This is a genomic window from Kribbella sp. NPDC049174 (assembly GCF_043197365.1).
Lineage (GTDB): Bacteria > Actinomycetota > Actinomycetes > Propionibacteriales > Kribbellaceae > Kribbella.
In genome coordinates, this window is record NZ_JBICSZ010000002.1 from 1,224,300 (window position 1) to 1,246,586 (window position 22,287).

A 22,287-nucleotide genomic window follows, 5' to 3' on the forward strand; every position below is an offset into this window, starting at 1 on the left:
GCGACATGACCCATCACCTTTCAGTCCCGACGCTCTCAGGTCAGGTTTCCCGCCGGACCGTGCTCCGGGGCGCTGGTGCCGCCCTGGTGGCCGGTGGCCTCGGCGCCTGCGCCCCGGGCAACACCACCGGCAGCAGCCCGCTGCCCACCAGCAGTGCGAGCACGCCGCCGTCCGGTGAGATCACCATCTGGGACCGCACCGGCGACCTGTTCAAGGTGTTCGACAAGGCGATCGCGACCTTCACCGCGAAGTACCCGCAGGTGAAGGTCAACCACCTCGCCGTCGACATCAACGCCAAGCTCCCGGCCACGCTGATCAGCGGTGCCGGTGTCCCCGACGGTGCCTTCTACGACGACGCGCTGCTGACCGGTGTCGCACCGCATCTGCACGACCTCAGTCAGCTGATCGAGCGGTACAAGCCGGACATCGCGCCGTACAAGCTGGGCGTGGTCACCGTCGACGGCAAGGTCGTCGCGGTCCCGTGGGACCTCGACCCCGGACTGCTGTTCTACCGCGAGGACATCGTCACCCAGGCCGGCGTCGACCCGGCGAGCCTGACCACGTACGACGCCCTGCTCGGCGCCGCCACGACGGTCCGGGACAAGTTCCCCAAGGCCCGGCCGATCCATCTGGAGAACGACCAGTTCCTGGCCCAGTTGTGGGTCGACATGTTCGCCAACCAGCAGGGCGGCGCGATGGTCGATGCCCAGGGCAAACTCACGATCGACTCCGATCCCTACCGCAAGACGCTCACCTGGCTGGACACAGTCCGCTCCGAAGGCCTGGGGACGCTGGCGAAGTACACCCAGCCGACCGATCTGCAGACCCAGGACAACGGCACCCAGGTGTTCGTGCCGTGGGCGCAGTGGTTCGTGTTCGCGCCGCAGCAGTTGCTGAAAGCAAGCAAGGGCAAGTGGCGGGCGATGGCGCTGCCCGCTTGGCAGGCGGGCGGTCCGCGGGCGGGCGTGATGGGCGGCTCGTCGTTCGTCATCCCGGCCAAGTCGAAGAATCCGGAGCTGGCCTGGCGGCTGTACGAGCACCTCGTCTTCAGCAAGGAGGGCTACACCGCGGTCTACGGGCCGAACGACGTGTACCCGGGTGGCCTGAACACCTCAATCCCGTCGTACCTCCCGGCCCTCGATCCGAACACTCCGCTGTTCAAGCCGATCGACGCGCTCGGCGGCCAGGACCTGTGGAAGGTGGCGGTCGAGGCCGGCAAGCAGGTCCCCGGCGGGTACACGATCCCGACCTGGTGGGGCAAGGCGGTCGACTACTTCGGCGTCAACGTGCAGAAGCTGCTCGCCGGACAGATGAGCCCGGACGAGGTGCTCAAGACGTCGGCGACCCAGATCCAGAAGAACCTGATGGGGCCCAGTTGATGGTGACCGTCACCGAAGCGGCCGGCACCCGGCGGGAGGCGCGTCCGGTACGACGCCGCCGTCGGGTCAAGGCCGCACCCTACCTGTTCGTCGCACCGTTCGTCCTGATCTTCGCGGCGTTCAGCGCCTACCCGATCTTCTTCGCACTCCAGTTGAGTTTCACCAACTGGAAGGGCGCCGGCGTCCTGGAGTTCATCGGGATCGCGAACTACCGGTTCCTGCTGGCCAGTCCGGACTTCTGGCAGTCGATGGCGACGTCCGGTGCGCTGTGGCTGCTCGTCGTACCGGCGCAGGTGCTGCTCGCGTTGACGATCGCGGTGGCGTTGCGCAAGGCAAGGTTTCGCGGGCTGTTCAGTGCCGCGCTGATCGCGCCGTTCGTGACGCCGCTGGTGGCGATGGCGCAGGTCTGGATCATCTTGTTCGACAAGGACTTCGGCGCGGTCAACCACGGTCTGACCTCACTCGGTCTGCCGGCGGTCGGCTGGCTGACGACGTCGATCTGGGCCAAGGTGACGGTAGCGCTGCTGGTCCTCTGGAGGACGACCGGGTACGCCGTGATCCTGCTGATGGCCGGGTTGTCGTCGATCCCGTCCGATGTGTACGAGGCGGCCCGGATCGACGGAGCGGGCGCATGGCATCAGTTCTGGTCGATCACGGTGCCGCTGGTCACCCGGACGTTGAGCTTCGTCGTGGTGATCGGGACGCTGACCGTGTTCCAGTTGTTCGCCGAGCCGTACGTCGTGACCGGCGGCGGACCATTCAACGGCACCCGGACCGCCGGGCTCTACCTGTACAAGCACATCACCAACTCCGACCTCGGACTCGGTGCCGCGAACTCGATGCTGCTCGTGGTGATGGTGCTCGCCCTGTCACTCGCCTCCATCCGGCTACTGCGTTCGAGGGAGGACCGATGAAACTCGGTGTCGTTGGACGCTATGGACTGCTGACTGTGGCCGGTGTGATCAGTCTGGCGCCGTTGTTGTGGATGATGGTCTCGTCGCTGAAACCCGGTGGGGACATCATCGCCCGGCCGTTCAGCTTCGATCCAGGTCAGCTGACGCTGCACAACTTCCGGGCGATGCTGGACACGATCCCGATCGAGACCGGCTTCCGGAACACCGCGATCGTCGTCCTGATCAAGGGCGCGCTGACGATGATCTTCTGCCCGATGGCCGGGTTCGCGTTCGCGAAGTACGACTTCCCCGGCAAGCGGCTGCTGTTCGGGACCGTGCTGGCCACGTTGATGCTGCCGACCCTGGTGCTGCTGATCCCGCTGTTGCTGGAGATGAGTCAGCTCCGCTGGGTCAGCACGTTCCAGGCGCTGATCCTGCCCGGTGCGATCGACGCCTTCGGGGTGTTCTGGATGCGTCAGGTGATCATGTCCATCCCGGACGAACTCCTCGACGCGGCCCGGGTCGATGGGGCCGGTGAGCTGCGGATCTTCGCGAGCATCGTGCTCCCGGTGATCCGGCCGGGTCTGGCGGCACTCGGCGTACTGACCTTCATCAACATCTACAACGACTTCGTCTGGCCGGTTGTGGCGGTGAACGACGAGCAGCACCAGACCCTGCAGGTGATGCTCTCCGCCTTGGCGCAGAACATCCGCTCCGGTCAGCTCGGCGCCGACTGGACCAGCGTCTGGGGCCAGCTGCTCGCCGCCAGCACCATCGCCGCGATCCCGGTGCTCATCGTCTTCATCGTCCTGCAACGTCACCTGATCAAGGGCGTCATGGCCGGCAGCCTCAAAGGCTGACGCACCCCACTTGGAGAACCAATCGTGAACACACCTCGTCCCGAATACCCCCGCCCGCACTTCGATCGCTCGGCGCACTGGCTGAACCTCAACGGGGAGTGGGACTTCGCCGCCGACCCTGACGACCTGGGGCACGGCGCCGGCTGGCAACAGCCGGACAGTTGGCCGTCCATTGACGGTACGTCGACCATCGTCGTCCCATTCCCGTGGGAACACCCAGCCTCGGGTGTGCTCGAGCATTGGCTCCCGACCGCCTGGTATCGCCGGCGGATCGAGCGGCCGGCGGAGTGGGCCGGTCAGCAGACGGTTCTGCACTTCGGCGCTGTACATCATCACGCGAGTGTCTGGGTCAACGGTCGGCTCGCGGTCGAACATGAAGGTGGTTACCTGCCCTTCGAGGCCGACATCACCGACCTGCTCGACTCCGATGGCGGCGGGACTCTCGTCGTCCGGGTGCACGCTCCGGTGGACAAGCGGTTCATCCCGCACGGCAAGCAGCGGAGTATGCCGGCCGACGACTACGACGGTTGTGCGTTCACCCCGTCCAGCGGGATCTGGCAGACCGTGTGGCTCGAGCCGCGGCCGGCGTCGTACATCTCCCACCTGTCGCTCCGGCCCACGCCCGAACTCGACGGCATCGAGGTGTCGCTCGTCGGTCCGTCACCGGTACGGATCGAGATCCCCGGCGTCGTCGTCCGCGAGTACGACGAGCTGACCGGGCCGGTCACGCTGCCGATCCCGGAGCCGCGGCTGTGGAGCCCGGAGGATCCGCACCTGTACGACGTCGTGGTCACCGCCGGCGAGGACTCGGTCCGTGGGTACACCGGGCTGCGTCGGATCGAGTGGCAGGGCAACAACCTGCTGCTGAACGGCGTACCGACGTACGTGCGTGGTGTGCTGGACCAGGGCTTCTGGCCGACCGGCGGTCACACCGCGCCGACCGATGACGCCCTGAAGCAGGACATCGTGCTGGCGCGCGAGGCCGGGTTCAACCTGGTCCGGAAGCATCTGAAGCTGGAGGACCCGCGGTGGCTGTACTGGGCCGACAAGCTCGGCATGCTGGTGTGGGCCGAGCCGCCGTCCACCGGGCGCTTCACTCCTGAAGCCGTCGCTGCCTTCGAAGAGGTGGCGGCTGGGATGGTCGGGCGCGACAGCAACCATCCGAGCATCGTCATCTGGGGCGCGTACAACGAGGAGTGGGGACTCGACTGGGACGTGCCGGGTGACGAGGCGAAACAGGACGCGGTACGGCGTGCCTACCGGATCATCCGTGATTCGGATCCGACGCGGCCGGTCGTGGACAACTCGGGCTGGGCGCATGTCGAGACCGATCTGGTCGACTGGCACTACTACGACGACAACCTCGGGTCGTGGGCTGCCGTCGTCGATCGGTTGGTGAACACCGCGGACGGGGCCTTCCCGGTCCGGCTCGGGCCGGAGTTCGTCGCGGAGAAGGCGATCGCGGCTCCCGGCTTCGATGGTTCGGAGCTGATCCAGCTCAATGGTGAGTACGGTGGCGGGTCGACCAGCGTCGAGCGTGGATGGCATCTGCGCTGGCAGACCCAGGAGTTGCGCCGGCACGCGCGGAACGCCGGCTACATCTACACCGAGCTGTACGACATCGAGCACGAGACTGTCGGCATCTACACGTACGACCGGCGGACCAAGGATCTCGGTGGCGCGCGACCGTCCGACGTCCACGCGGAGACCACCCTCGTCATCGACCTGAGGCCGGAGGCGCCCGGACGCGATCTGGTCGTGACCGGCTCGGGGATCGTTCCGGTCCGGATCTCTCATCACGGCCGGGAGCCGTTGCTCGGCACGTTGCACTGGGCGACGGGCTCCGCGCCCGTCGATGCCAAACCTTTCGTCGTCACCGACCCGATCGAGGTCGAGGCGACACCGGGTCGGCTGCGGTTGTGGGTGACCGACTCGGAGGGTGCTGTCGTCGCGAGGAGTTTTGTCGACATCGCCTGAGTCCACGGGGACCTTCGCTCGATCCGCCTATCAGAGGAGGTTTCATGTCCATTCGTCGACTGGCCAGAGTACTGGTTGCCGTCGGCCTGATCGCCGGCGGTCTCGCGGCCGCTCCGGCGACTGCGGCTCCGCCGGGGCAGGTGCTCTACAGCCCCAACCTCACCACCTATCCGAACGCCGACGCCAGCTACCCGCGGGCGATCCGGCTCGCCCATGACGGAAGCGGCGGCGCGACCGTGCTGGCGACGTTTGCCCGCCGCAACGAATCCGGTCCGAGTACGTTCCCGATCTTCCGCAGTACCAACGGCGGAGCGAGCTTCGGTGCCACGCCGATCAGTACGATCAGCTCCCACACGGCGGGCTGGGATCTTGGTGCGCCGGTCATCTACGAGGTGCCGCGAACCGCGAACGGGCTCAACCAGGGCGACCTGCTCGCCGCCGGTACGGTGTCACGAAGGCAACTTCACCGCGCAGAAGATCGAGGTGTTCAAGAGCACCGACCACGGCGCAAGCTGGCAGTACCTGTCGAACTGCACCCAGACCAGCGGCCTGCCGAACACCATCGGTCACGGCATCTGGGAGCCGTGGTTCCTGCTCGCGCCGAACAACACGCTGGCGTGTTTCATCTCCGACGAACGGCCGGCCGGGTCGCCGACCAACAACCAGATCATCGGTCATTACACCTCGACCAACGGCGGCGTGACCTGGAGCGGCAGCATCACCCCGGATGTCGCGTTCCCGAGCGACAACCTGGCCCGGCCGGGGATGTCGATCATCACCACTCTGCCGAACGGGCAGTTCATGATGACGTACGAACTCTGCCGCGACGCGACCAACGCGGACCACGCGTGCGAGGTGTACATCAAGACCAGTGCGGACGGTCTCAACTGGGCGCCGACCAACCACCCCGGCACGCTGGTCCAGACGAGTGACGGCCGCCATCTGCTCCATACGCCGTACATCGCCTGGGTGCCTGGTGGTGGACCGAACGGGACGCTGTTGTTGTCCGGGCAGCGTGTGGTGACCGGACCGACCGGCAACAAGGCGGTGATGGCGGAGTCGGGATCGGTCGTGTTCGCGAACAAGTCGCTGGGCAGCGGGAGCTGGACCGAGCTCGAGGCGCCCGTCAATGTCAATCCCACCGGCAGTTATGGTCCTGGTGCCCCGGGCTGCCCGGGCTACAGCTCGCCGATCATCCCGGCGGCCGGCGGTACGTCGTTCCTCTACCTGGCGGCGACGTGGCTCGGCACCGGCAACCAGTGTCAGGTGCGGTTCGGGACCGGCGTCGTCGGTGGACCGACCGGCGCGATCACCGGTCCGGCCGGGGCCGGGAAGTGTCTCGACGTGGACACCAACACCGCGGTCAACGGGAATCTCGTGCAGTTGTGGACATGTAGCGGCGTACCAGGTCAGCAGTGGACCAGGATGGCCGACGGCAGGATCCAGTCCTTCGGCAAGTGCCTGGACATCGTCGGCAACGGTACGGCGAACTTCACCAAGGTCCAGCTGTGGGACTGCGGACCCGCCGGCGGCCAGATCTGGCAGCCACAGGCCAATGGTTCGTTGCTGAATCCTCAGTCAGGACGCTGTCTGGACAGCCCTGGTGGCGCCACGGCGGACGGGACCGACCTGCAGATCTACGACTGCAACGGTCTTGATCCGCAGAAGTGGAACGTTCCGGCGTAGAACGAGCGAGCGGCCGCGGGCCTGAACGCCTGCGGCCGCTCGGCGTCAGCTCAGCGGTCGACTACTGGATGTCGTCGTCCTGGCCGTCCAGGCCGTCGAGCCGGTCCTTGGCGAAGTCCGTGCCCTGGGCGATCTTGTCGCCGTGCTCGCCGCCGGTCTTCTCGTTCGCGAACTCGCCGGCCTTGTCCAGGCCCTCGCTCACCTTGTCGCCGTGCTCGTCGACGGCCTCGGTGGCCTTGTCGCGCAGGTTGTCGAACATACCCATCGTCTTTCCCCGTTCTTTCGATGGTTGCTTGGACTACCTATCCGTTCCTACCCGATCCGGCCGATCCCACACAAGGACTCCGCCCCGGTGTTGTTCCCCCGTTCACCCGACAACATTGTGTCGAGATTGAAGAAATCGGGCTCGCGAGCGGACCTCAGGCGGTGAACGGGTTCCGGCCGGAGCTGATGGCCGGAAGGATGTCTCCGGCCAGCTTGGTGTAGGTGTGGCGTTGGACCATGGGGCCGAAGGTGACGCGGGCGACGCCGAGGTCGGTGAGCTCGGCGACGGAGCGGTCGCCCTGGCCGTAGCTGACGTTCACCGGTCCGGCGATCTCCTTGACCAGGGTCTGGATGACGTCGGGATCGCTGGTGCCGATGGGGTAGACGCAGTCGGCGCCGGCCGCGAGATAGCGGGCGGCCCGGTCGATCGCGGCCCGGAGTTGTTCCGCGGGTGAACCGGCGCGCCGGATGAACGTGTCGATCCGTGCATTGATCACCAGGTCCGAGCCGGCCGCGGCCCGGACCGCGGCCAGGAGGTCCGCCTGTTCGGACGGGTCGATCATGGCGCCGGTCGATGGCTCCGAGTCCTCGAGGTTGAGTCCGACGGCGCCGGTCGCGGTGAAGCGTTCGACGAGCTCGGCCGCGGTGAGCCGGTAACCGCGCTCGAAGTCGACGGTGACCGGGACGGACACCGAGTGCGCGATCCGCGTGGCCGCGCTCAGTACTTCGTCGACCGGTGCCTGTTCGCCGTCGTCGTACCCGAGGATGGTGGCGGTCGCGAAGCTGCTCGTCGCGACCGCCGGAAAGCCTGCCTGTTCGACCATCCGGGCCGAGGCGGCGTCCCAGGCGTTCGGCAGGACGACCGGTGTGCCGGGCACGTGCAGATCCCGGAGTGTGGTTGCCAATGACATCGAATTCTCCGTCTCAACGGGAGTGAACGAGGGGGAGCCCGAACGCCGGGAACAGCGTGGGCCGGTGGAAGGCCAGGACGGCCGAGATGCCGTCCTTGGTCACGGTCAGGACCTTGATCGAGTGCGCGTGGTACTGCCCGTCCTCGCCGTGGATGTACAGGGCGAACGCGGGCTGTCCGTTGGCCGACGTCTCGACCAGGATCCGTCGGTCCGGACCGGGCCGGAGCTTGGCGTCCAGCAGCCGGAGGACGTCGTTCCGTCCGCTGAACCAGGTCGGGATCGGTGGCATCTCCCACCGCGTGTCCGCGGTGAGCAGCCCTTCGAGGGTGGCGAGATCCTTGCTCTCGAGGGCGGTCGAGAACTGATCCAGGAGGTGACGTCGGGCCGGCTCGTCCGGCTCGCTGAGGTCCTCCTCTGCCGGTCGTAACCGCGCCAGCTCCGCCCGAGCGCGCTGCAGTGAGCTGTTGACCGCGGCCGTCGTGGTGTCGAGCAGGGTGGCGACCTCCGTGGCCGGCCAGGTCAGCACCTCACGCAGGATCAGGACGGCGCGCTGCCGCGGCGGGAGGTGTTGCATCGCGGCGACCACCGCCAGCCGCAGACTCTGCCGGTCGCCCACGATGGTGGCGGGGTCAGCGCCGAGGAGGTGATCCGGGAACGGTTCCAACCAGGTCACCTCGAGCGCGTGCGGCTGGAGCTCGTCCGGATCGTTGCCGGGAGCACCGAGCGCGGACGGCACCATTCGGCGGCTGCTGTGCTGCAGGACGTTCAGGCACACGTTGGTGGCGATCCGGTACAGCCAGGTCTTGACCGACGAGCGCTGCTCGAAGCCCGCCTGTCCGCGCCAGGCCCGCAGGTACGTGTCCTGCACCGCGTCCTCCGCGTCGTGCAGCGACCCCAGCATTCGGTAACAGTGCGCAACCAGACCAGCCCGATGCTGCGCGAACTCCTCCTCCAGATTCATCCCACCTCCTCCATCGCCTTGGGGACGACCAATCCGCTGGTACGGCGTCGTGCACTGATGCCGAGGCCCGCCAGGGCCCCGAGCAACGACAGTACGCCGCAACCCGCAAGCGCCCGGGTGAAACCGTGACCGGTGTACCCGCCGGCGGACGCGAACACGGACCCGAGTACGGCGACACCGGCGGCTCCACCGAGTTGCCGGGTCATGCTGTAGACCCCGGATGCGATCCCCACCGCCTCCTGCGGCAAGGCCCCCATGGCCGCACTCTGCGCGGCCGGCATCGCCAGCGAGATGCCGCAGCCGGTGACCACGAGCGGCGCGACGAGGGCGGAGTACTGGCCGGTGTTGTGCGCGGCCTCGCTGACCCAGAACAGGCCGAGGGTCTGCAGCGCCATCCCGATCACCACCAGCGGACGCTCGCCGACGCGATCGACGAGGCGGCCGGCGATCGGACCGACGACGAAGAGCGTGGCTGTCCACGGCAACAGTTGCAGACCCGCGGCGAAGGGAGCTGAGCCGAGCACCGCCTGCATGTACTGCGACAGGAAGAACACCGCGCTGAAGAGCGCGGCACTGAGGAAGAAGCCGGCCGCGTTCGCCGCGGTGAAGGTCCGGTGGCGGAAGTAGCCGAGCGGCACCATCGGGTGAGCCGATCGTCCCTCCCAGGCGCCGAAGGCGGCGAGCAGGACGACACCGGCCGCGAACGAGCCGAGCACTTCGGCGCTCGACCACCCGGCCGCCTCACCGTGGACGACTCCCCAGACCAGCCCGAGCACCGCGAGGCTGATCAGAACGGCGCCGACCAGGTCGATCCGCCGGGACGGGCCGGTGCTTTCGGGGACCTTCCGCAGTACCAGGGGGATCGCGATCAGGCCGACCGGCACGTTGATCCAGAAGATCCACTGCCAGGCGAGCCCTTCGGTCACCGCGCCGCCGATCATCGGACCACCCAGCACCGCGATGCCGGTGACGCCACTGAAGATGCCGATCGCCTGTCCGCGCCGCTCGGGCGGGAACGCCGCACCGAGAAGTCCCATCGCCAGCGGCATCACCACGGCCGCGCCGGCACCTTGGACGGTCCGCGCCGCGATCAGCCAGGGCAGCGAGGTGGCCAGTGCGCAGGCCACGGACGCGACCGTGAACAGCGCCAGCCCACCCACGTACGTACGCCGCCGGCCCCAGCGGTCACCGATCGCTGCCGCGGTCATCAGCAGCATCGCGAAACTCAATCCATAGGCGTTGACCGTCCACTCCAGCTGCTCGGCCGAAGCGCCGAGGTCGGCTCGGATGGTGGTGAGCGCGGCCGCCACCACCAGGACGTCCAGCGCCACCATGACCGACCCCAGCGAGGCCAGTCCCAACACCCACCGCTGCTCACTCGTCGTACGCACAGACTCTCCAGGATTCGCTCTCACGTGGTGTAGACCGTGCGCGACCCCGGAACTCATCGGTGCGATGAGCAGGAATTCACCAGAGGGAGACGAGGACTTTGCCGGAGGTGTTGGAGTCCTTGGCGACGGCGAAGGCCTCGACGGCCTGGTTCGCGGGGAACTCGTGGGTGACGACCTGCTCGAGCTGCGGGGTGGTGTCGAGCAGGTCGACGGCGTGGTCGATCTCGTCGTTGAAGCGCATCGTGCCGCGGAGTTGGAGCTCCCGGGAGACGAGCGGGGAGAGGTTCACCGGGCGGGCCTCGTTGAGCGGGATGCCCACGAGTACGACGACTGCGGCGCGCCGGGCCGCGTCGAGCGCGCCCGTGATGGCGGCCGGGATACCCGTGCACTCCAGTACGACGTCGAAATGCGCGGACGGGACGTCGTGCGCGCCGATCTGGATCGTGTCGTGGACGCCGAGCTCTCGGGCGCGCCGGAGCGGACCGGGGAGGACATCGGTCGACACCACCTCGGTGGCGCCGAGGGCCAACGCGCCCGCGGCGGTCAGCAGGCCGATGGCGCCGGAGCCGGACACCAGCACCCGCTTGCCCTTGACCCCACCCGCGATGGCGATGGCGTGCAACCCGACGGCGAGTGGCTCGGCGAGGGCTGCGCGGCGGAGTGGCAGCGTGGCGGGCAGGATCCGGAGCATGTCCTTGCGCACGACCAGGAACTCGCTCATACCGCCCTGGGTGTGCGGCCAGGTGGAGGCGCTGCCGAGGTAGGCGCCGTTGGGCCAGAGGTGCGGGCGATCCTCGATCCCCGGCTCGGGGGTGCCGAAGGTGGCGGGATGGATGGTCACCGGCGTCCCGGGCGCGAGCTCGCCGGACGGGTCGAGGTCGACCGTGCCGGAGAGCTCGTGCCCGGGGACGAGCGGTTCGCGGACGACGAACTCACCGTTCGCGCCCTCGTTGTAGTAGTGCAGGTCGGAGCCGCAGATGCCGCCGTACGCCATCCGGAGACGCACCTGGTCCAAGTCCGGAGCGGGAGTGGGGAGCTCGGTCTCGACGAGCTCGAGCTTGGCCTGGATGACGATGGCCTTCATGGCTCTCCTCTGCGGTGGAACAGGTCAGGCGGCGGTTGGTGCCAGTGTGCGGTCGGTGGCGTTCTCCGGTGCGAGCAGGTCCCGGTCCCGGGTCTCCGGCGCCTTCAGCGCGGCCCCGAACGTCACCGCCATCGCGAGCGTCATGTAGATCGCGACCGGCACCCACGAGTCGAAGGCGCCCAGCAGCGCGACTGCGATCAGCGGGGCGAAACCGCCACCGAGGACCGCGGCGAACTCACGGCCGAGGGTGACCCCGGCGTACCGGTAGCGGCTGCCGAACATCTCCGGGAAGTAGCTCATCGTCACCGCGACCCCGCCCTGGCAGGCGAAGACGAAGCCGACGATCATGGCCAGATAGATGATGGTGAGATTTCCGGTGCTCAGGGCAAGGAAGGTCGGGAACGGCAGCACCAGCAGCAGTCCGGCGATCCCGAGGAACACCGTCCGCCGGCCGAACAGGTCGGACAGATACCCGAGCACGATCGCGCCGAGACCGCCGAAAAGCGCGCCGACCAGGAGGATCTCCGGCACTGTCTGGGCGTCGATCTTCACCGTGCCCTTGAGGTAGGAGGCCATGAACACCTGGTAGGTGTACGACTGCACGCTCAGCCCGACCGTCATCAGGGTCACCAGGGCGACCGCCTTCTTCCCGTTGCGGAACACCTCCCGCACCGGCGCCGCGGCGGCGACCCGCTCGGCCTTGATCTCGGTGAAGACAGGGGTCTCCTTCAGCTTCCGCCGCAGGATGTACGCCGCCACCGTGACGAACGCGCTGCTCAGGAAGACCAACCGCCAACCCCACGACAGCAGTTGCTCCTCCGGCAGGAGCTGGACCAGCGCCCACGCTCCGGCGCCGAGCGCGGTCCCCGCTGCCGCGCCGGTCATGATCAGCGCAGCCAGCCGGCCGCGACGACCAACCGCCGCGGTCTCGGTCAGCAGCGTGGCGCCGCCGGACTGCTCGGCGCCCGCGCCGAAGCCCTGGAGGAACCGGCTGAGCACCAGCAGGATCGGCGCCCAGACACCCACGCTCTCGTACGTCGGCAGCACGCCGATCGCCATGGTCGAAATGCCCATCAGGGTCAACGTGGCCACCAGGATCCACTTGCGCCCGAGGCGATCGCCGTACCGCGAGAAGAAGAAGCCGCCGAGCGGGCGGGCGCAGAAGCCGACCGCGTAGGCGCTGAAGCTGGCCAGCAGGCCGGCCGTGGGCGAGATGTTCGGGAAGAACAGGGTGCTGAAGACCAGCGCGGAGGCGGTGCCGTAGATGACGAAGTCGTACTGTTCGAGGGCGGTGCCGATCAGGCCGGCGAGGGCGGCGCGGCGGACTTCCTGGCGGGGCGGTTCCGGCTGGGCCGTGGCCGTGGTGGCCGGGGTGGAGACTGATTCCATGGCGGATCCTCTGGGATACGTCAGGCCGCGGGCGATGCCTGCGGCTGGTGAGGGGTGCGGGAGCGCGCGGCCTGACGGGCGGCGGCTCGGACGCCGTCGGTGCTGATGACGGCGACGTACTCGGCGATGCGCTGGACGAATTGGTTGCTCTCAGCAAGCTCAGTGGGAAAGACCTGGGTGCAGGTCTTCCGGACCAGATCCGTCAGGTTGACGGCACTCGTCGCGAGGGTGGCAAGACGGTCGCGGGCCGGGTCGACCATGGCGTGGGCGTGCGGCCCGGGATCGAAGCCTGGCAGCGGTACGACGCAGCACAGCCAGGCGGCGATCGTCAGAGCGAGATGCTCGGGCATGACGCCCTGGTCCAGCAACCGCAGCGCCGGCTGCGGGACACGTTGCGGGAGCTTGACGGACCCGTCGGTGCCGACCTGCTGGGTCCGATGACCGAGGGCGCCGTTCGACCACCGCTGGAAGAGCGATTCGACGTACGCCTCGACGTCGAAACCGTGCGGCAGGGTGATGCTGGGCAGGTATTCGTCCTCGAGTACGGCGCGGGCGGCGTACTCGATGAAGTCCTGGGCCCGTGATTCGGGGATGGTCGCGCGGCCGTCCAGCGCGCCGAGGTACGCGATCAGCGAGTGGGTGCCGTTGAGCAGCCGCAGCTTGATCAGCTCGTACGCCTCGACCTCGTCGGAGAAGACCGCGCCGGCCCGCTCCCACGCCGGGCGCCCGGCGGCGAAGCGATCCTCCATCACCCACATCGTGAACGGCTCGGCCGGGACCGGGCTGCGGTCGTCGACGCCGAGAAGCTCGTACGCCGTCGCGCGGTAGGCATCCGTGGTCGCGGGCACGATCCGGTCGACCATCGAGTTCGGGTAGGTGACGAATTCGGCGACCCAGTCGGCGGCCGGACTGTTCGCTGCCTGGAGGAACTCGAGGATCAGGCGGCGGGTTTGCGTGCCGTTCGACTGCATGTTGTCGCAGCTCAGCACAGTGATCGGGCGGCGATGGGTGGCGGCCCGCGCTTCGAGTGCGCGGGCGATCTGCCCGATGACGGTGACCGGCGTGCTGCCGGTGAGGTCACTGACGACGCCCGGGTGGTTCAGGGCGAGTCGGTGGCTGCTCGGGTCCATGCAGTACCCGTGCTCGGTCACGGTCAGGGACACGATGCGGGTGTCCTCGGCTTCGATCGCGCCGACGACGGCCGCGGGATCGTGGGCGGCGACGATGGCGCCGGTGTGGACGCCGGGCACGCTGATCGACGAACCGTCGGGCGACAGCTCCAGCACGGAGTAGAGCCCGTCCTGGTCATTCAGAGCATCAGCAACCGATGCCGAGCGGCTGGCGACGCCGAGGATTCCCCAGTCGCCGGCTTGTGCTGTGTAGACCGCCTGGTGCGCGCGGTGGAAGTTGCCGAGTCCGAGATGGACGATGCCGGTGGTGGACGGCTTGTGGTCGAGGGTGAGCAGGTGCCGCGGAACAGAACGGCGGCTCAGGGTCGGAGACACATCGATCACCAGTCGGTCATGGCGCCGTCGACACTGCGCGCAACGGGCAGGTAGGCGGGCTCGTAAGGGAACTTGGCGGCCAGTTCCTCGTCGACCTCGACGCCCAGGCCCGGTGCCTCGCCCGGGTGGAGGTAGCCGTCGGCGAAGGACCAGGAATGCGGGAACACCTCGTGCGCCAGCGGGTCGTAGCCCATGTACTCCTGGATGGCGAAGTTGTGCGTCGACAGACCGAGGTGGACGCTCGCACCGAAGGAGACCGGCGAGACGTCGGACGGTCCGTGCGGTGCGGCCCGGACCTGATACACATCGGCCAGCGCGAAGATCTTGCGCAGGTGGCTGATGCCGCCCGCGTGCGCGGCCGCGACCCGGATGAAGTCGATCAGCTGCTCGGTGATCAGATCCTTGCAGTCGTAGATCGTGTTGAAGACCTCGCCGATCGCCAGCGGTGTGGTCGTGTGCTGACGAACGAGTCGCAAGGCGTCCTGGTTCTCCGCCGGAGTGACGTCCTCGAGCCAGAACAGGTCCGCCGGCTCGAGCGCCTTCCCGAGCCGTGCCGCCTGCTGCGGGCTCAATCGGTGATGAGCGTCGTGCAACAGCGCGAGCTCAGGACCGACGTGTTCGCGGACCGCGGTCAGCACGGACGGGGCGTGCCGCAGGTACGCGTCGGTGTCCCACGACTCCACGACCGGAGCCGTCCCACGACTGGCCGGCTCGTATCCGTGGGCGTCGCGATGAACGCCGTACACAGTCTCGAGGCCTGGTACGCCGGACTGCGCTCGGACTGCCCGGAATCCGTCCTGGCGGCGGGCATCCACAGCGTCGAGCAACTCCGGGAGTTCCCACGCTGATGCGTGGGTGTAGGCGAGGATGCGGTCGCGTACCGCACCGCCGAGCAGCTGGTACACGGGCATGCCGGCCGCCTTGCCCTTGATGTCCCACAGGGCGAGGTCGACGGCGCTGATGGCGGCCATCGTGATCGGCCCGCGGCGCCAGTACGCCCCGCGGTACAGATACTGCCAGGTGTCCTCGATCCGCGCCGGGTCGATGCCGACCAGCAAGGGGTTGATGTGGTCGCGCAAGTAGGACGCGACGGCGAGTTCGCGGCCGTTGACGGTGGCGTCGCCGTACCCGACGAGGCCGTCGGCGGTCCGGAGTTTGAGCGTGACGTAGTTGCGGCCGGGGCTGGTGACGATGACGTCGGCCCCGATGATGCGATCGGTCATAGGAATGCCTTCAGAGTTGTACGACGTTGCGCAGCTCGTTGCCCTGGGCAAGAGCCGTGATGTTGGCCGCGATGTCCTGGACGCGGCCGAGGAAGGTCTGCCGGGTGATGCCGGACAGGTGGGGAGTCAGCAGGACGTTGTCGAGCTCGCCGAACGGTGCGTCGGCGGGTTTACCCAGGCCGTCGGGGCCCGGGTAGGAGTACCAGACGTCGAGGGCGGCGCCGCGGATGGTCCTGTCGCGCAGGGCGTCGTACAGGGCCTGTTCCTGGACGAGCGGACCACGCGCCACATTGACCAGTACGCCGTCGCGACCGAGCCTCTCGAGTTCGATGGCGCCGATGAGGCCACGGGTGGCGTCGGTCAGTGGGGCGGAGACGACGAGGGCGTCGGATTCGTCCAGTAGGCGGGGGAGTTGCGAGGTGTCGCCGGCCCAGTTGAGGCCCTCGGCGTCAGCTCGGCCTGATCCTGTCACCGCTTGGCCTTGGGCGCCGAAGGCACGCAGTACGCGCCAGGTGGCGCGGCCGATGTGGCCGAGACCGACGAAGCCGATCGACGCGCTGGCCAGCGACTGCGGTTGGGGGAGGGTGGCGTCGTACACCGGGGAGAGCCAGCGGCCTTGGCGGAGCGCGGCGTCGGCCTGCGGGAGCTGGCGGCGGAGCGCGATCAGGGCCCAGACGATGTACTCGGCGATCGAGTCCTCGTGGTTGTAGGTGTTCGCGAGGATGATGCCGTCGAGGGCCTTCGGGTCGATGCGGTCCGTGCCGGCGCCCGCGACCTGGACGAGCCGGATGCCGGGCGCGACAGCCGCCATCTCCTGGCTGAACGCCGGACCGACCAGGACGTCGGCGTTCGGGAGAGCCTCGAGAACTGTGTCCGGTGTTGTTGCCCAGACTGTCTCGGTGTCTGCGGGCAGCAGGGCCTCGAGTTCATCGCTGAGCGGCTGGAGGTTCGGGTCGGTGATGACGACTCTCATGCGTCGCTCCGTCCGCGACGGGCCGGTGTCCAGCCGGAGACCGGGCCGGTGCTCTGGCGGACCACGAGCTGCGTGGGCAGCGTGACCGAGCGTGGTACGACCGGCGCCTCGGCGGTCAGGTTCTGGTGCAGCATGTCGACGCTCACCACGCCGGCGCGCGACATCGGGGTCTGGATGCTCGTCAGCGTGGGCCGGCTCACCTCGGCCAACGGGGTGTCGTCGATGCCGACGATGCTGAGATCGGTGGGGACTTCCACGCCGAGCGCTGCCGCGCCGGACATGATGCCGAGTGCCATCAGGTCGTTGTGGGCGATCACCGCGGTGGCCCCGGACGCGACCACGCTGGCCGCCGCGGCTTGACCACCGGCCATCGTTTCGGCCTGCCAGCCGAGCAGTTCGAGGTCGATGTCCGCGTCCTCCGCGAGTCGCTGGAGGGCCTCGACCCGGTTCTGGTTCGACCAGGACAGCGGCGAACCCTGGGCATAGGCGACGTGCTCATGACCGAGGACGCGCAGGTACTCCAGCGCCTGCCGCAGGCCGTCGGCCGCATCGGGTACGACGCTGTTCGTCTCCGCCGAGGTGCGGTTGACCAGGACGAGGGGCGTGTCGCCGCACAGCTCGACGATGTCGTGCGCCGGCAATCGGGGTGAGCAGACGATGAAGCCGTCGACCCGCTCGTGCAGCTCGCCGAGGATCTCGCGCTCCCGGTCCGGGCTGCCGTCGGTGTCGGTCAGCACGATGGTCTGCCGCCGGTTCCACCCGTGCGCCTGAGCGGCCTTGACGAAGCTGGCGAACACCGGGTTGCCGATGTCCGGGACGATCATCGCCACCGTGGCCGAGCGGGTCGGCAGCGTCGCGGACCGGGAGCGGCGGCCGGACGAGGCGACGTACCCGATCTCCTCCGCGGCGGTGATGATCCGGCGCAGGGTGTCCCGGCCGATCCGGTCCGGGTCGCTGAAGGCCCGGGAGGCGGTCGACAACGAGACACCCGCGCGATGCGCGACGTCGGTCAGGGTTGGGTTCACGGATCGGCTCCCGGGTGGATTTCCAAGGTTTCGGCAATGTTGCGGCAAGTTGCGCAAACATGTCAAGAGGTTGTCCTGCGCTGGGTTGAGGCGAAACCCCGCTTGGTCTGGCGGAGTCAGCCGCGCTGGTTGAGTATTTCTATTCATGGGTGAACAGATCGGCAGGCGTAGGTTTCTCGTCACCGCGACCGCCGCCGGGGCTGCGGTGATGGCTGGTCCGGGCTTTGGTGAGCAGGCGTCAGCGGCAGGGTCGGCTCCGGGTGGAGCGCTCGCGGCTGGGGTGTCGGGTGGCTGGGCTGATTGGTTCGCGCGGCCCGGCGCGGTGGTGCGGCCGAAGGTGCGGTGGTGGTGGCCGGACGGGCTGGTCGATCCGGCCGAGATTCGCTGCGAGGTGGATCAGTTGGCGGCCGCCGGATTCGGGGGTGCGGAGATCGCGGCTGTGCACCACTCGATCGAGGACAAGTCGGTGCTGGATCCGGTCGGGCACGGCTGGGGCTCGGCGGCCTGGGTCGTCGGGGTCGAGGCCGCGCTCGACCAAGCGGAGCGACAAGGGCTCACGATCGACCTGACCATCGGTCCGTCCTGGCCGGCCGCCGTACCGACGATCACGCCGGACCACGAGGCAGCGGTCAAGGAGTTGCAGTACGGCGTGGTCCAGGTCGTTGCTGGGGGCTCCTATTCCGGTCCGCCTCCGGAGCCGGTGAACGCGAGTGACGCCGTACCGAAGCTGCTCAAGGTGGCGGCATGGCGGCTCAACCCGGCGTACTCGTCGTCGGATGCCGTTGGCTTCGACATCGATTCGTATGTCGAGGTGGCTGTCACCGACGGGTCGGTCAGTTGGACGTCGCCCGCTGACGGGACCTGGTTGCTGTTCGCGTTCTGGGAAAGGGGGAGTGGGCAACAACCGGAATCCGGGCCACACACCTCGCCCGAGTCTTATGTCGTCGACCACTTCTCGGCTGCCGGCGCTCGGGCGGTGATCGACTACTGGGAACGGCAGCTGCTCACGCCGACGACACGGCGGCTGCTGCGGAAGTCGGGTGGTGCGTTGTTCGAGGACTCCATCGAATTGGAGACCAGCGGACTGAACTGGACTCCGGCGCTGCCGGAGGAGTTTGCGCGCCGGCGTGGGTACGACGTCTGGCCGTACCTGCCGGCGATCGTGCGCAATGACGAGGCCGAGGTGTTCCAGAGCGAGGCCGTGGTCACGCGGCATGTGCGGCACGACTATTGGCTGACCGTCTCCGACCTGTTCGCAGAGCGCCACTTCTCGGCACTCACGAAGTGGGCGCACTCGCTCGGGCTGGAATTCCGTTGCCAGCCGTACGGGTTGGAGACCGACTCGATCTCCGCGGCCGCGATCGTCGACATTCCGGAGGGTGAGTCGCTCGGGTTCCGGAACCTCGACGACTACCGGGCACTGGCCGGCGGGCGAGACCTCGGCGGCCGGAAGGTGTTGTCGTGTGAGGCGGGTGCCTACCAGGGCGGTGCGTACGGGACGACGTGGAAGAAGCTCCTGCTCACGTTGGGTGGGGCGTATGCGGCCGGGCTGAACCAGACCGTGCTGCACGGGTTCTCGTATGCCTCCGCGCCTGGGGCTGAGTGGCCGCGGTTTGCTGCGTTCACGCCGTACGACGGGAGGCAGGGGTACTCCGAGTCGTGGGGTCCACGGCAACCAACGTGGCGGCATGTGCCTGCGGTGACGGGGTATCTGGGCCGGATCCATCAGGTGCTGCAGACCGGCACGTCGCGGATCGACGTCGCCGCGTTCCGGCAGAAGGGGTACACGAAGACTGGTATCGGCGTCGGGTGGTTCACTGCGAGTGGTGTGCCGGTCGGGTGGACGCACCAGATGGTGTCGGCACCGTTGCTGGACCTGGATCGTGCGGTGGTTCGCGACGGGCGGCTCGCACCGGACGGGCCGTCGTACAAGGTCTTGTTTGTGGAGGGTGACCGGTTCGCGGGGAACGAGGCGACGCTGCCGGTCGAGACCGCGCGGAAGCTGTTGTCGTTCGCCCGTGCTGAGTTGGCGGTGGTGTTTCTCGGCAGCGGCTGGTCGGCGGCGACTGTGCCCGGAGTGGGGGAGAGTGCCGTACTGCGTGAGGTGCTGGCCGAGCTGTTCGCGGAGCCGCGGGTGCGGGTCGTTGCCGAGCTGACGCAGGTGCCGGTGGCGCTGGCAGAGCTCGGTGTCAGTCCTGACGTGTCACATCCGACGTCGACGTTGCTCAACCATCACCGGGTCGAGCACGGCGATGACTATTACTACTTGGTCAACGGGAAGCACGCCGAGTCGGTGAAGCCTCCGGTGGCCACGATCGACCATGACGTCACGTTCACTCGGTCGCAGCGCAACGCCGTACCGTTCCGGCTCGATCCTTGGACCGGTGCTGTCGCGCAGATCGGGGAGTACGTCGAAGACGGTGATCGCGTGACGATCCGCATCACGCTGAAGCCGGGCGAGGCGACGATCATCGCGTTCCGGCCGGGTCGGCGGGGAGAGCGGCCGGCAGCGCCCCAGCGAGCGTCCGACGCCGGTGCAGCGCTCGCTCCCATTCCCCTCGAGTCCTGGCAACTGGACGTCGAGTCGTACCTGCCTGGACCAACCCCGACCGAGACCATCATCCATCGCCACCGTGTCTCGCTCGACGCCCTCGCTCCCTGGTCGGCGATCCCGGGGCTCGAGGACGTGTCCGGTGTAGGCCGCTACACCACCGCCGTCGACCTCGACACCACCACCGCGCGCCTCGACCTGGGTGAGGTCTTCGACACCGCCCAAGTCACCGTCAACGGCCACCGCCTGCCCCCGGTCAACCTCCTCAACCCGGTCGTCGACCTCACCGGCCACCTACGCCGCGGCCGGAACACCATCCAGGTGGAGGTGGCCACCACTCTCCTCAACCGCCTCCGCGTGACCCAGCCAACCGTCTACTCCGGACCCCGTCAGAACTACGGTCTGCTCGGCCCGGTCCACCTGATCCCGCGTTAGTCGAGGACCGCGAACGCGCGCCGATCCAACCGGTCCGGCACTTCCTCCAAGCCCATGCAGCCACGTATCGGCAAGGGTTGCTGCCGGGTGCGGTGCCGGCAATGAGACCGTCCTGCCCGTCCATGGACATCTGGTGCATATCGCGATTGGAGGATGTGCCGGATGTGACGTTTGCCCTTGTGGATAAGGCCTTATGGGATCAACGCGACTTGTTCTGGCATGCAATCGAACGTATGCTCGGTTGCATGTTTGAAGGTGATCTGGATGAGCTCGGCACCGCGGACCTGCTGGTCGCGGTGTCGGAGTTCGACCTGGTCGAGGAACGTGCCGCGGTCCGCAAACTCGAGGCCGCGCTCGCCTACGCCGACCGCAATGCGGTGGTGTACGGCGGTGCGGACGGTGAACAGCTGCCCGGCGCGGAGCAGCTCAGGGTGTACGGCGGTGACGGGTGCCCGGGGGTGGCTGAGTTCGCGCCGATCGAGTTCGGCGCGGTGATGCGGATGTCGGCCGGCGCCGCGGCGTCGTTCCTGGGTGAGGCGTTGGCGTTGCGGCATCGGCTTCCGCGGATCTGGGCCGCGGTCCTGGCCGGGAATGCCGTGCCTTGGCGGGCGCGCAAGGTCGCCCGGGCGTGTCTGTCGCTGTCGGTGGAGGCGGCCGCGATCGTCGACGGCCGGGTCGTCGGCATCGTCAACAGCGTCACCCCGTCGAAGCTCGCGACCATTGTGAAGGCTGCGGTGTGGGAGGCCGACCCCGAACTGGCCACGGCCCAGGCCGAAGCGGCCGCAAGGGAACGCGGCGTGTTTGTCGGTCCCTCCGATGACCATGGCACGAAGCGGCTCTGGGTCCGTGCGGCTGCCGGTGACGTGATCCGCTTCGACGCCACTATCGACGACCTTGCCCGCGCCTTGAAGACCCTCGGCGACACCGATTCCCTCGATGCGCGGCGCGCGAAGGCCGTCGGCTGGATCGCCGACCCCGCCGCCGCCCACCAACTCCTCGAAGTCGCCCGCTACCTCGCCCGCAGCTTCCCGCACATCACCACTCGCGACGTCGCCGCCGGCAGCGCCTCTGGACCGGATGATGGGTGCGGGCCGGACGCTCCTCGGCCGTCTGGCCACGCGAGTGCTTCGGGTGCCGCAGGCGGCAGGGGTGACGAGGAGGCGTTCACGCGGCGGATGCTGGCTGGTTCGCTCCCGGCGCGGCTCGCGGCGATCAAGCAGGACGCCTACAGCCACGGTCTCGGCGCGGGTAGCGGGGGCCGAGGCAGTCGGCACACGCTGTACGTGCATCTCACCGACAAGGCGCTTGCTGGCGGCAACGGTGTGCTGCGCGTCGAAGAGTTGGGGCCGTTGCTCCTCAGTCAGTTGGGCGAGCTGCTCGGCCATGACCAGATCGTGGTCAAGCCCGTCATCGATCTGCACGACCAAGTCAGCGTTCACAGTTACGAGATTCCGGACCGGATCCGGGAGAGAGTCCGGTTGCGGCATCCGGTCGGCATGTTCCCCTACAGCGCCGCCGAAGCCACCACCCGGATGGACCAAGACCACATCGTGCCCTACGACCGCGCCGGACCGCCTGGGCAAACGAGTATGGACAACCTCATACCGCAAGGCCGCCTCCACCACCGCGCCAAGACCTTCGGCGGCTGGAGATGCCGGAGGCTGCCCACCGGCGCCATCGAATGGACCAGCCCCCACGGCTTCCAATTCCACGTCGACCACACCGGTACGCGCCCGCTTCCACCGCTCAACAAGGCCGACCGAACCTGACGCCTAAACAG

General features: G+C 68.2%; 18 protein-coding genes. 7 read left to right on the top strand and 11 right to left on the bottom strand.

Going from position 1 to position 22,287, the window contains the following annotated elements; translation table 11 throughout:
• The first annotated feature begins 5 nt into the window (after positions 1-5).
• Genes ACGFIF_RS16470 through ACGFIF_RS16485 form a run of 4 tightly spaced genes read left to right on the top strand, consistent with a single transcriptional unit; the run spans position 6 to position 5,109 of the window.
• Positions 6-1,379, top strand: coding sequence for an ABC transporter substrate-binding protein (locus tag ACGFIF_RS16470; RefSeq protein WP_393155234.1), 1,374 nt, complete (start codon positions 6-8; stop codon positions 1,377-1,379).
• Positions 1,379-2,293, top strand: a complete 915-nt coding sequence (locus ACGFIF_RS16475) for a carbohydrate ABC transporter permease (RefSeq protein WP_393155235.1) — start codon at positions 1,379-1,381, stop codon at positions 2,291-2,293. The genes ACGFIF_RS16470 and ACGFIF_RS16475 overlap by 1 nt, the downstream gene beginning before the upstream one ends.
• Complete coding sequence (locus ACGFIF_RS16480) at positions 2,290-3,132, top strand: carbohydrate ABC transporter permease (RefSeq protein WP_393155237.1); 843 nt, start codon at positions 2,290-2,292, stop codon at positions 3,130-3,132. The genes ACGFIF_RS16475 and ACGFIF_RS16480 overlap by 4 nt, the downstream gene beginning before the upstream one ends.
• 24 nt (positions 3,133-3,156) lie before the next feature.
• Complete coding sequence (locus ACGFIF_RS16485; protein WP_393155239.1) at positions 3,157-5,109, top strand: glycoside hydrolase family 2 protein; 1,953 nt, start codon at positions 3,157-3,159, stop codon at positions 5,107-5,109.
• A gap of 187 nt (positions 5,110-5,296) precedes the next feature.
• On the opposite strand, the gene ACGFIF_RS16490 is transcribed toward ACGFIF_RS16485, so the two are convergent.
• Positions 5,297-5,464, bottom strand: coding sequence for a hypothetical protein (locus ACGFIF_RS16490; RefSeq protein WP_393155240.1), 168 nt, complete (start codon positions 5,462-5,464; stop codon positions 5,297-5,299).
• Positions 5,465-5,592: 128 nt separating this feature from the next.
• Here ACGFIF_RS16490 and ACGFIF_RS16495 point away from each other — a divergent pair, with 128 nt between their 5' ends.
• Complete coding sequence (locus ACGFIF_RS16495) at positions 5,593-6,795, top strand: ricin-type beta-trefoil lectin domain protein (RefSeq protein ID WP_393155241.1); 1,203 nt, start codon at positions 5,593-5,595, stop codon at positions 6,793-6,795.
• Positions 6,796-6,856: 61 nt separating this feature from the next.
• Here ACGFIF_RS16495 and ACGFIF_RS16500 read toward each other — a convergent pair whose 3' ends face one another.
• The 10 genes from ACGFIF_RS16500 to ACGFIF_RS16545 form a co-directional block, all read right to left on the bottom strand.
• Positions 6,857-7,060 (bottom strand): antitoxin, encoded by a 204-nt coding sequence (locus ACGFIF_RS16500; RefSeq protein ID WP_393155243.1) that lies wholly within the window; start codon positions 7,058-7,060, stop codon positions 6,857-6,859.
• Between the two features lie 154 nt (positions 7,061-7,214).
• Complete coding sequence (locus ACGFIF_RS16505) at positions 7,215-7,970, bottom strand: isocitrate lyase/phosphoenolpyruvate mutase family protein (RefSeq protein ID WP_393155245.1); 756 nt, start codon at positions 7,968-7,970, stop codon at positions 7,215-7,217.
• A 13-nt stretch (positions 7,971-7,983) separates the two neighbouring features.
• Positions 7,984-8,931: a sigma-70 family RNA polymerase sigma factor gene (locus ACGFIF_RS16510; protein ID WP_393155246.1), complete on the bottom strand. Its 948-nt coding sequence runs from the start codon at positions 8,929-8,931 to the stop codon at positions 7,984-7,986.
• Positions 8,928-10,322, bottom strand: coding sequence for a DHA2 family efflux MFS transporter permease subunit (locus ACGFIF_RS16515; protein WP_393155247.1), 1,395 nt, complete (start codon positions 10,320-10,322; stop codon positions 8,928-8,930). The genes ACGFIF_RS16510 and ACGFIF_RS16515 overlap by 4 nt, the downstream gene beginning before the upstream one ends.
• Positions 10,323-10,398: 76 nt before the next feature.
• Positions 10,399-11,406, bottom strand: a complete 1,008-nt coding sequence (locus ACGFIF_RS16520) for a zinc-binding dehydrogenase (protein WP_393155248.1) — start codon at positions 11,404-11,406, stop codon at positions 10,399-10,401.
• Between the two features lie 24 nt (positions 11,407-11,430).
• Positions 11,431-12,795: an MFS transporter gene (locus tag ACGFIF_RS16525; protein WP_393155250.1), complete on the bottom strand. Its 1,365-nt coding sequence runs from the start codon at positions 12,793-12,795 to the stop codon at positions 11,431-11,433.
• Positions 12,796-12,815: 20 nt separating this feature from the next.
• Positions 12,816-14,300, bottom strand: coding sequence for a mannitol dehydrogenase family protein (locus ACGFIF_RS16530; RefSeq protein WP_393155251.1), 1,485 nt, complete (start codon positions 14,298-14,300; stop codon positions 12,816-12,818).
• A gap of 5 nt (positions 14,301-14,305) precedes the next feature.
• A complete protein-coding gene (manD, locus tag ACGFIF_RS16535) occupies positions 14,306-15,523 on the bottom strand; it encodes a D-mannonate dehydratase ManD (protein ID WP_393155253.1) in 1,218 nt (405 codons plus the stop codon).
• A gap of 10 nt (positions 15,524-15,533) precedes the next feature.
• Positions 15,534-16,496 carry a 2-hydroxyacid dehydrogenase gene (locus ACGFIF_RS16540; RefSeq protein WP_393155254.1) on the bottom strand — a complete coding sequence of 321 codons (963 nt, stop codon included), beginning with the start codon at positions 16,494-16,496 and terminating at the stop codon, positions 15,534-15,536.
• Positions 16,493-17,521 (bottom strand): LacI family DNA-binding transcriptional regulator, encoded by a 1,029-nt coding sequence (locus tag ACGFIF_RS16545; RefSeq protein ID WP_393155256.1) that lies wholly within the window; start codon positions 17,519-17,521, stop codon positions 16,493-16,495. The genes ACGFIF_RS16540 and ACGFIF_RS16545 overlap by 4 nt, the downstream gene beginning before the upstream one ends.
• Positions 17,522-17,666: 145 nt before the next feature.
• Here ACGFIF_RS16545 and ACGFIF_RS16550 point away from each other — a divergent pair, with 145 nt between their 5' ends.
• The gene (locus ACGFIF_RS16550) at positions 17,667-20,507 is read left to right on the top strand and encodes a glycosyl hydrolase (RefSeq protein WP_393155257.1); all 2,841 of its coding nucleotides are present in this window, start codon (positions 17,667-17,669) and stop codon (positions 20,505-20,507) included.
• Between the two features lie 245 nt (positions 20,508-20,752).
• Positions 20,753-22,276 (top strand): DUF222 domain-containing protein, encoded by a 1,524-nt coding sequence (locus ACGFIF_RS16555; RefSeq protein ID WP_393155259.1) that lies wholly within the window; start codon positions 20,753-20,755, stop codon positions 22,274-22,276.
• Positions 22,277-22,287 lie beyond the last annotated feature (11 nt).

What these genes read in the sequence shown, in the direction of transcription:
- manD (WP_393155253.1), bottom strand. Translation starts at nt 15,523, where the DNA reads ATGACCGATCGCATCATCGGGGCCGACGTCATCGTCACCAGCCCCGGC.
- ACGFIF_RS16525 (WP_393155250.1), bottom strand. Translation starts at nt 12,795, where the DNA reads ATGGAATCAGTCTCCACCCCGGCCACCACGGCCACGGCCCAGCCGGAA.
- ACGFIF_RS16505 (WP_393155245.1), bottom strand. Translation starts at nt 7,970, where the DNA reads ATGTCATTGGCAACCACACTCCGGGATCTGCACGTGCCCGGCACACCG.
- ACGFIF_RS16510 (WP_393155246.1), bottom strand. Translation starts at nt 8,931, where the DNA reads ATGAATCTGGAGGAGGAGTTCGCGCAGCATCGGGCTGGTCTGGTTGCG.
- ACGFIF_RS16475 (WP_393155235.1), top strand. Translation starts at nt 1,379, where the DNA reads ATGGTGACCGTCACCGAAGCGGCCGGCACCCGGCGGGAGGCGCGTCCG.
- ACGFIF_RS16550 (WP_393155257.1), top strand. Translation starts at nt 17,667, where the DNA reads ATGGGTGAACAGATCGGCAGGCGTAGGTTTCTCGTCACCGCGACCGCC.
- ACGFIF_RS16470 (WP_393155234.1), top strand. Translation starts at nt 6, where the DNA reads ATGACCCATCACCTTTCAGTCCCGACGCTCTCAGGTCAGGTTTCCCGC.
- ACGFIF_RS16480 (WP_393155237.1), top strand. Translation starts at nt 2,290, where the DNA reads ATGAAACTCGGTGTCGTTGGACGCTATGGACTGCTGACTGTGGCCGGT.
- ACGFIF_RS16500 (WP_393155243.1), bottom strand. Translation starts at nt 7,060, where the DNA reads ATGGGTATGTTCGACAACCTGCGCGACAAGGCCACCGAGGCCGTCGAC.
- ACGFIF_RS16520 (WP_393155248.1), bottom strand. Translation starts at nt 11,406, where the DNA reads ATGAAGGCCATCGTCATCCAGGCCAAGCTCGAGCTCGTCGAGACCGAG.
- ACGFIF_RS16540 (WP_393155254.1), bottom strand. Translation starts at nt 16,496, where the DNA reads ATGAGAGTCGTCATCACCGACCCGAACCTCCAGCCGCTCAGCGATGAA.
- ACGFIF_RS16555 (WP_393155259.1), top strand. Translation starts at nt 20,753, where the DNA reads ATGTTTGAAGGTGATCTGGATGAGCTCGGCACCGCGGACCTGCTGGTC.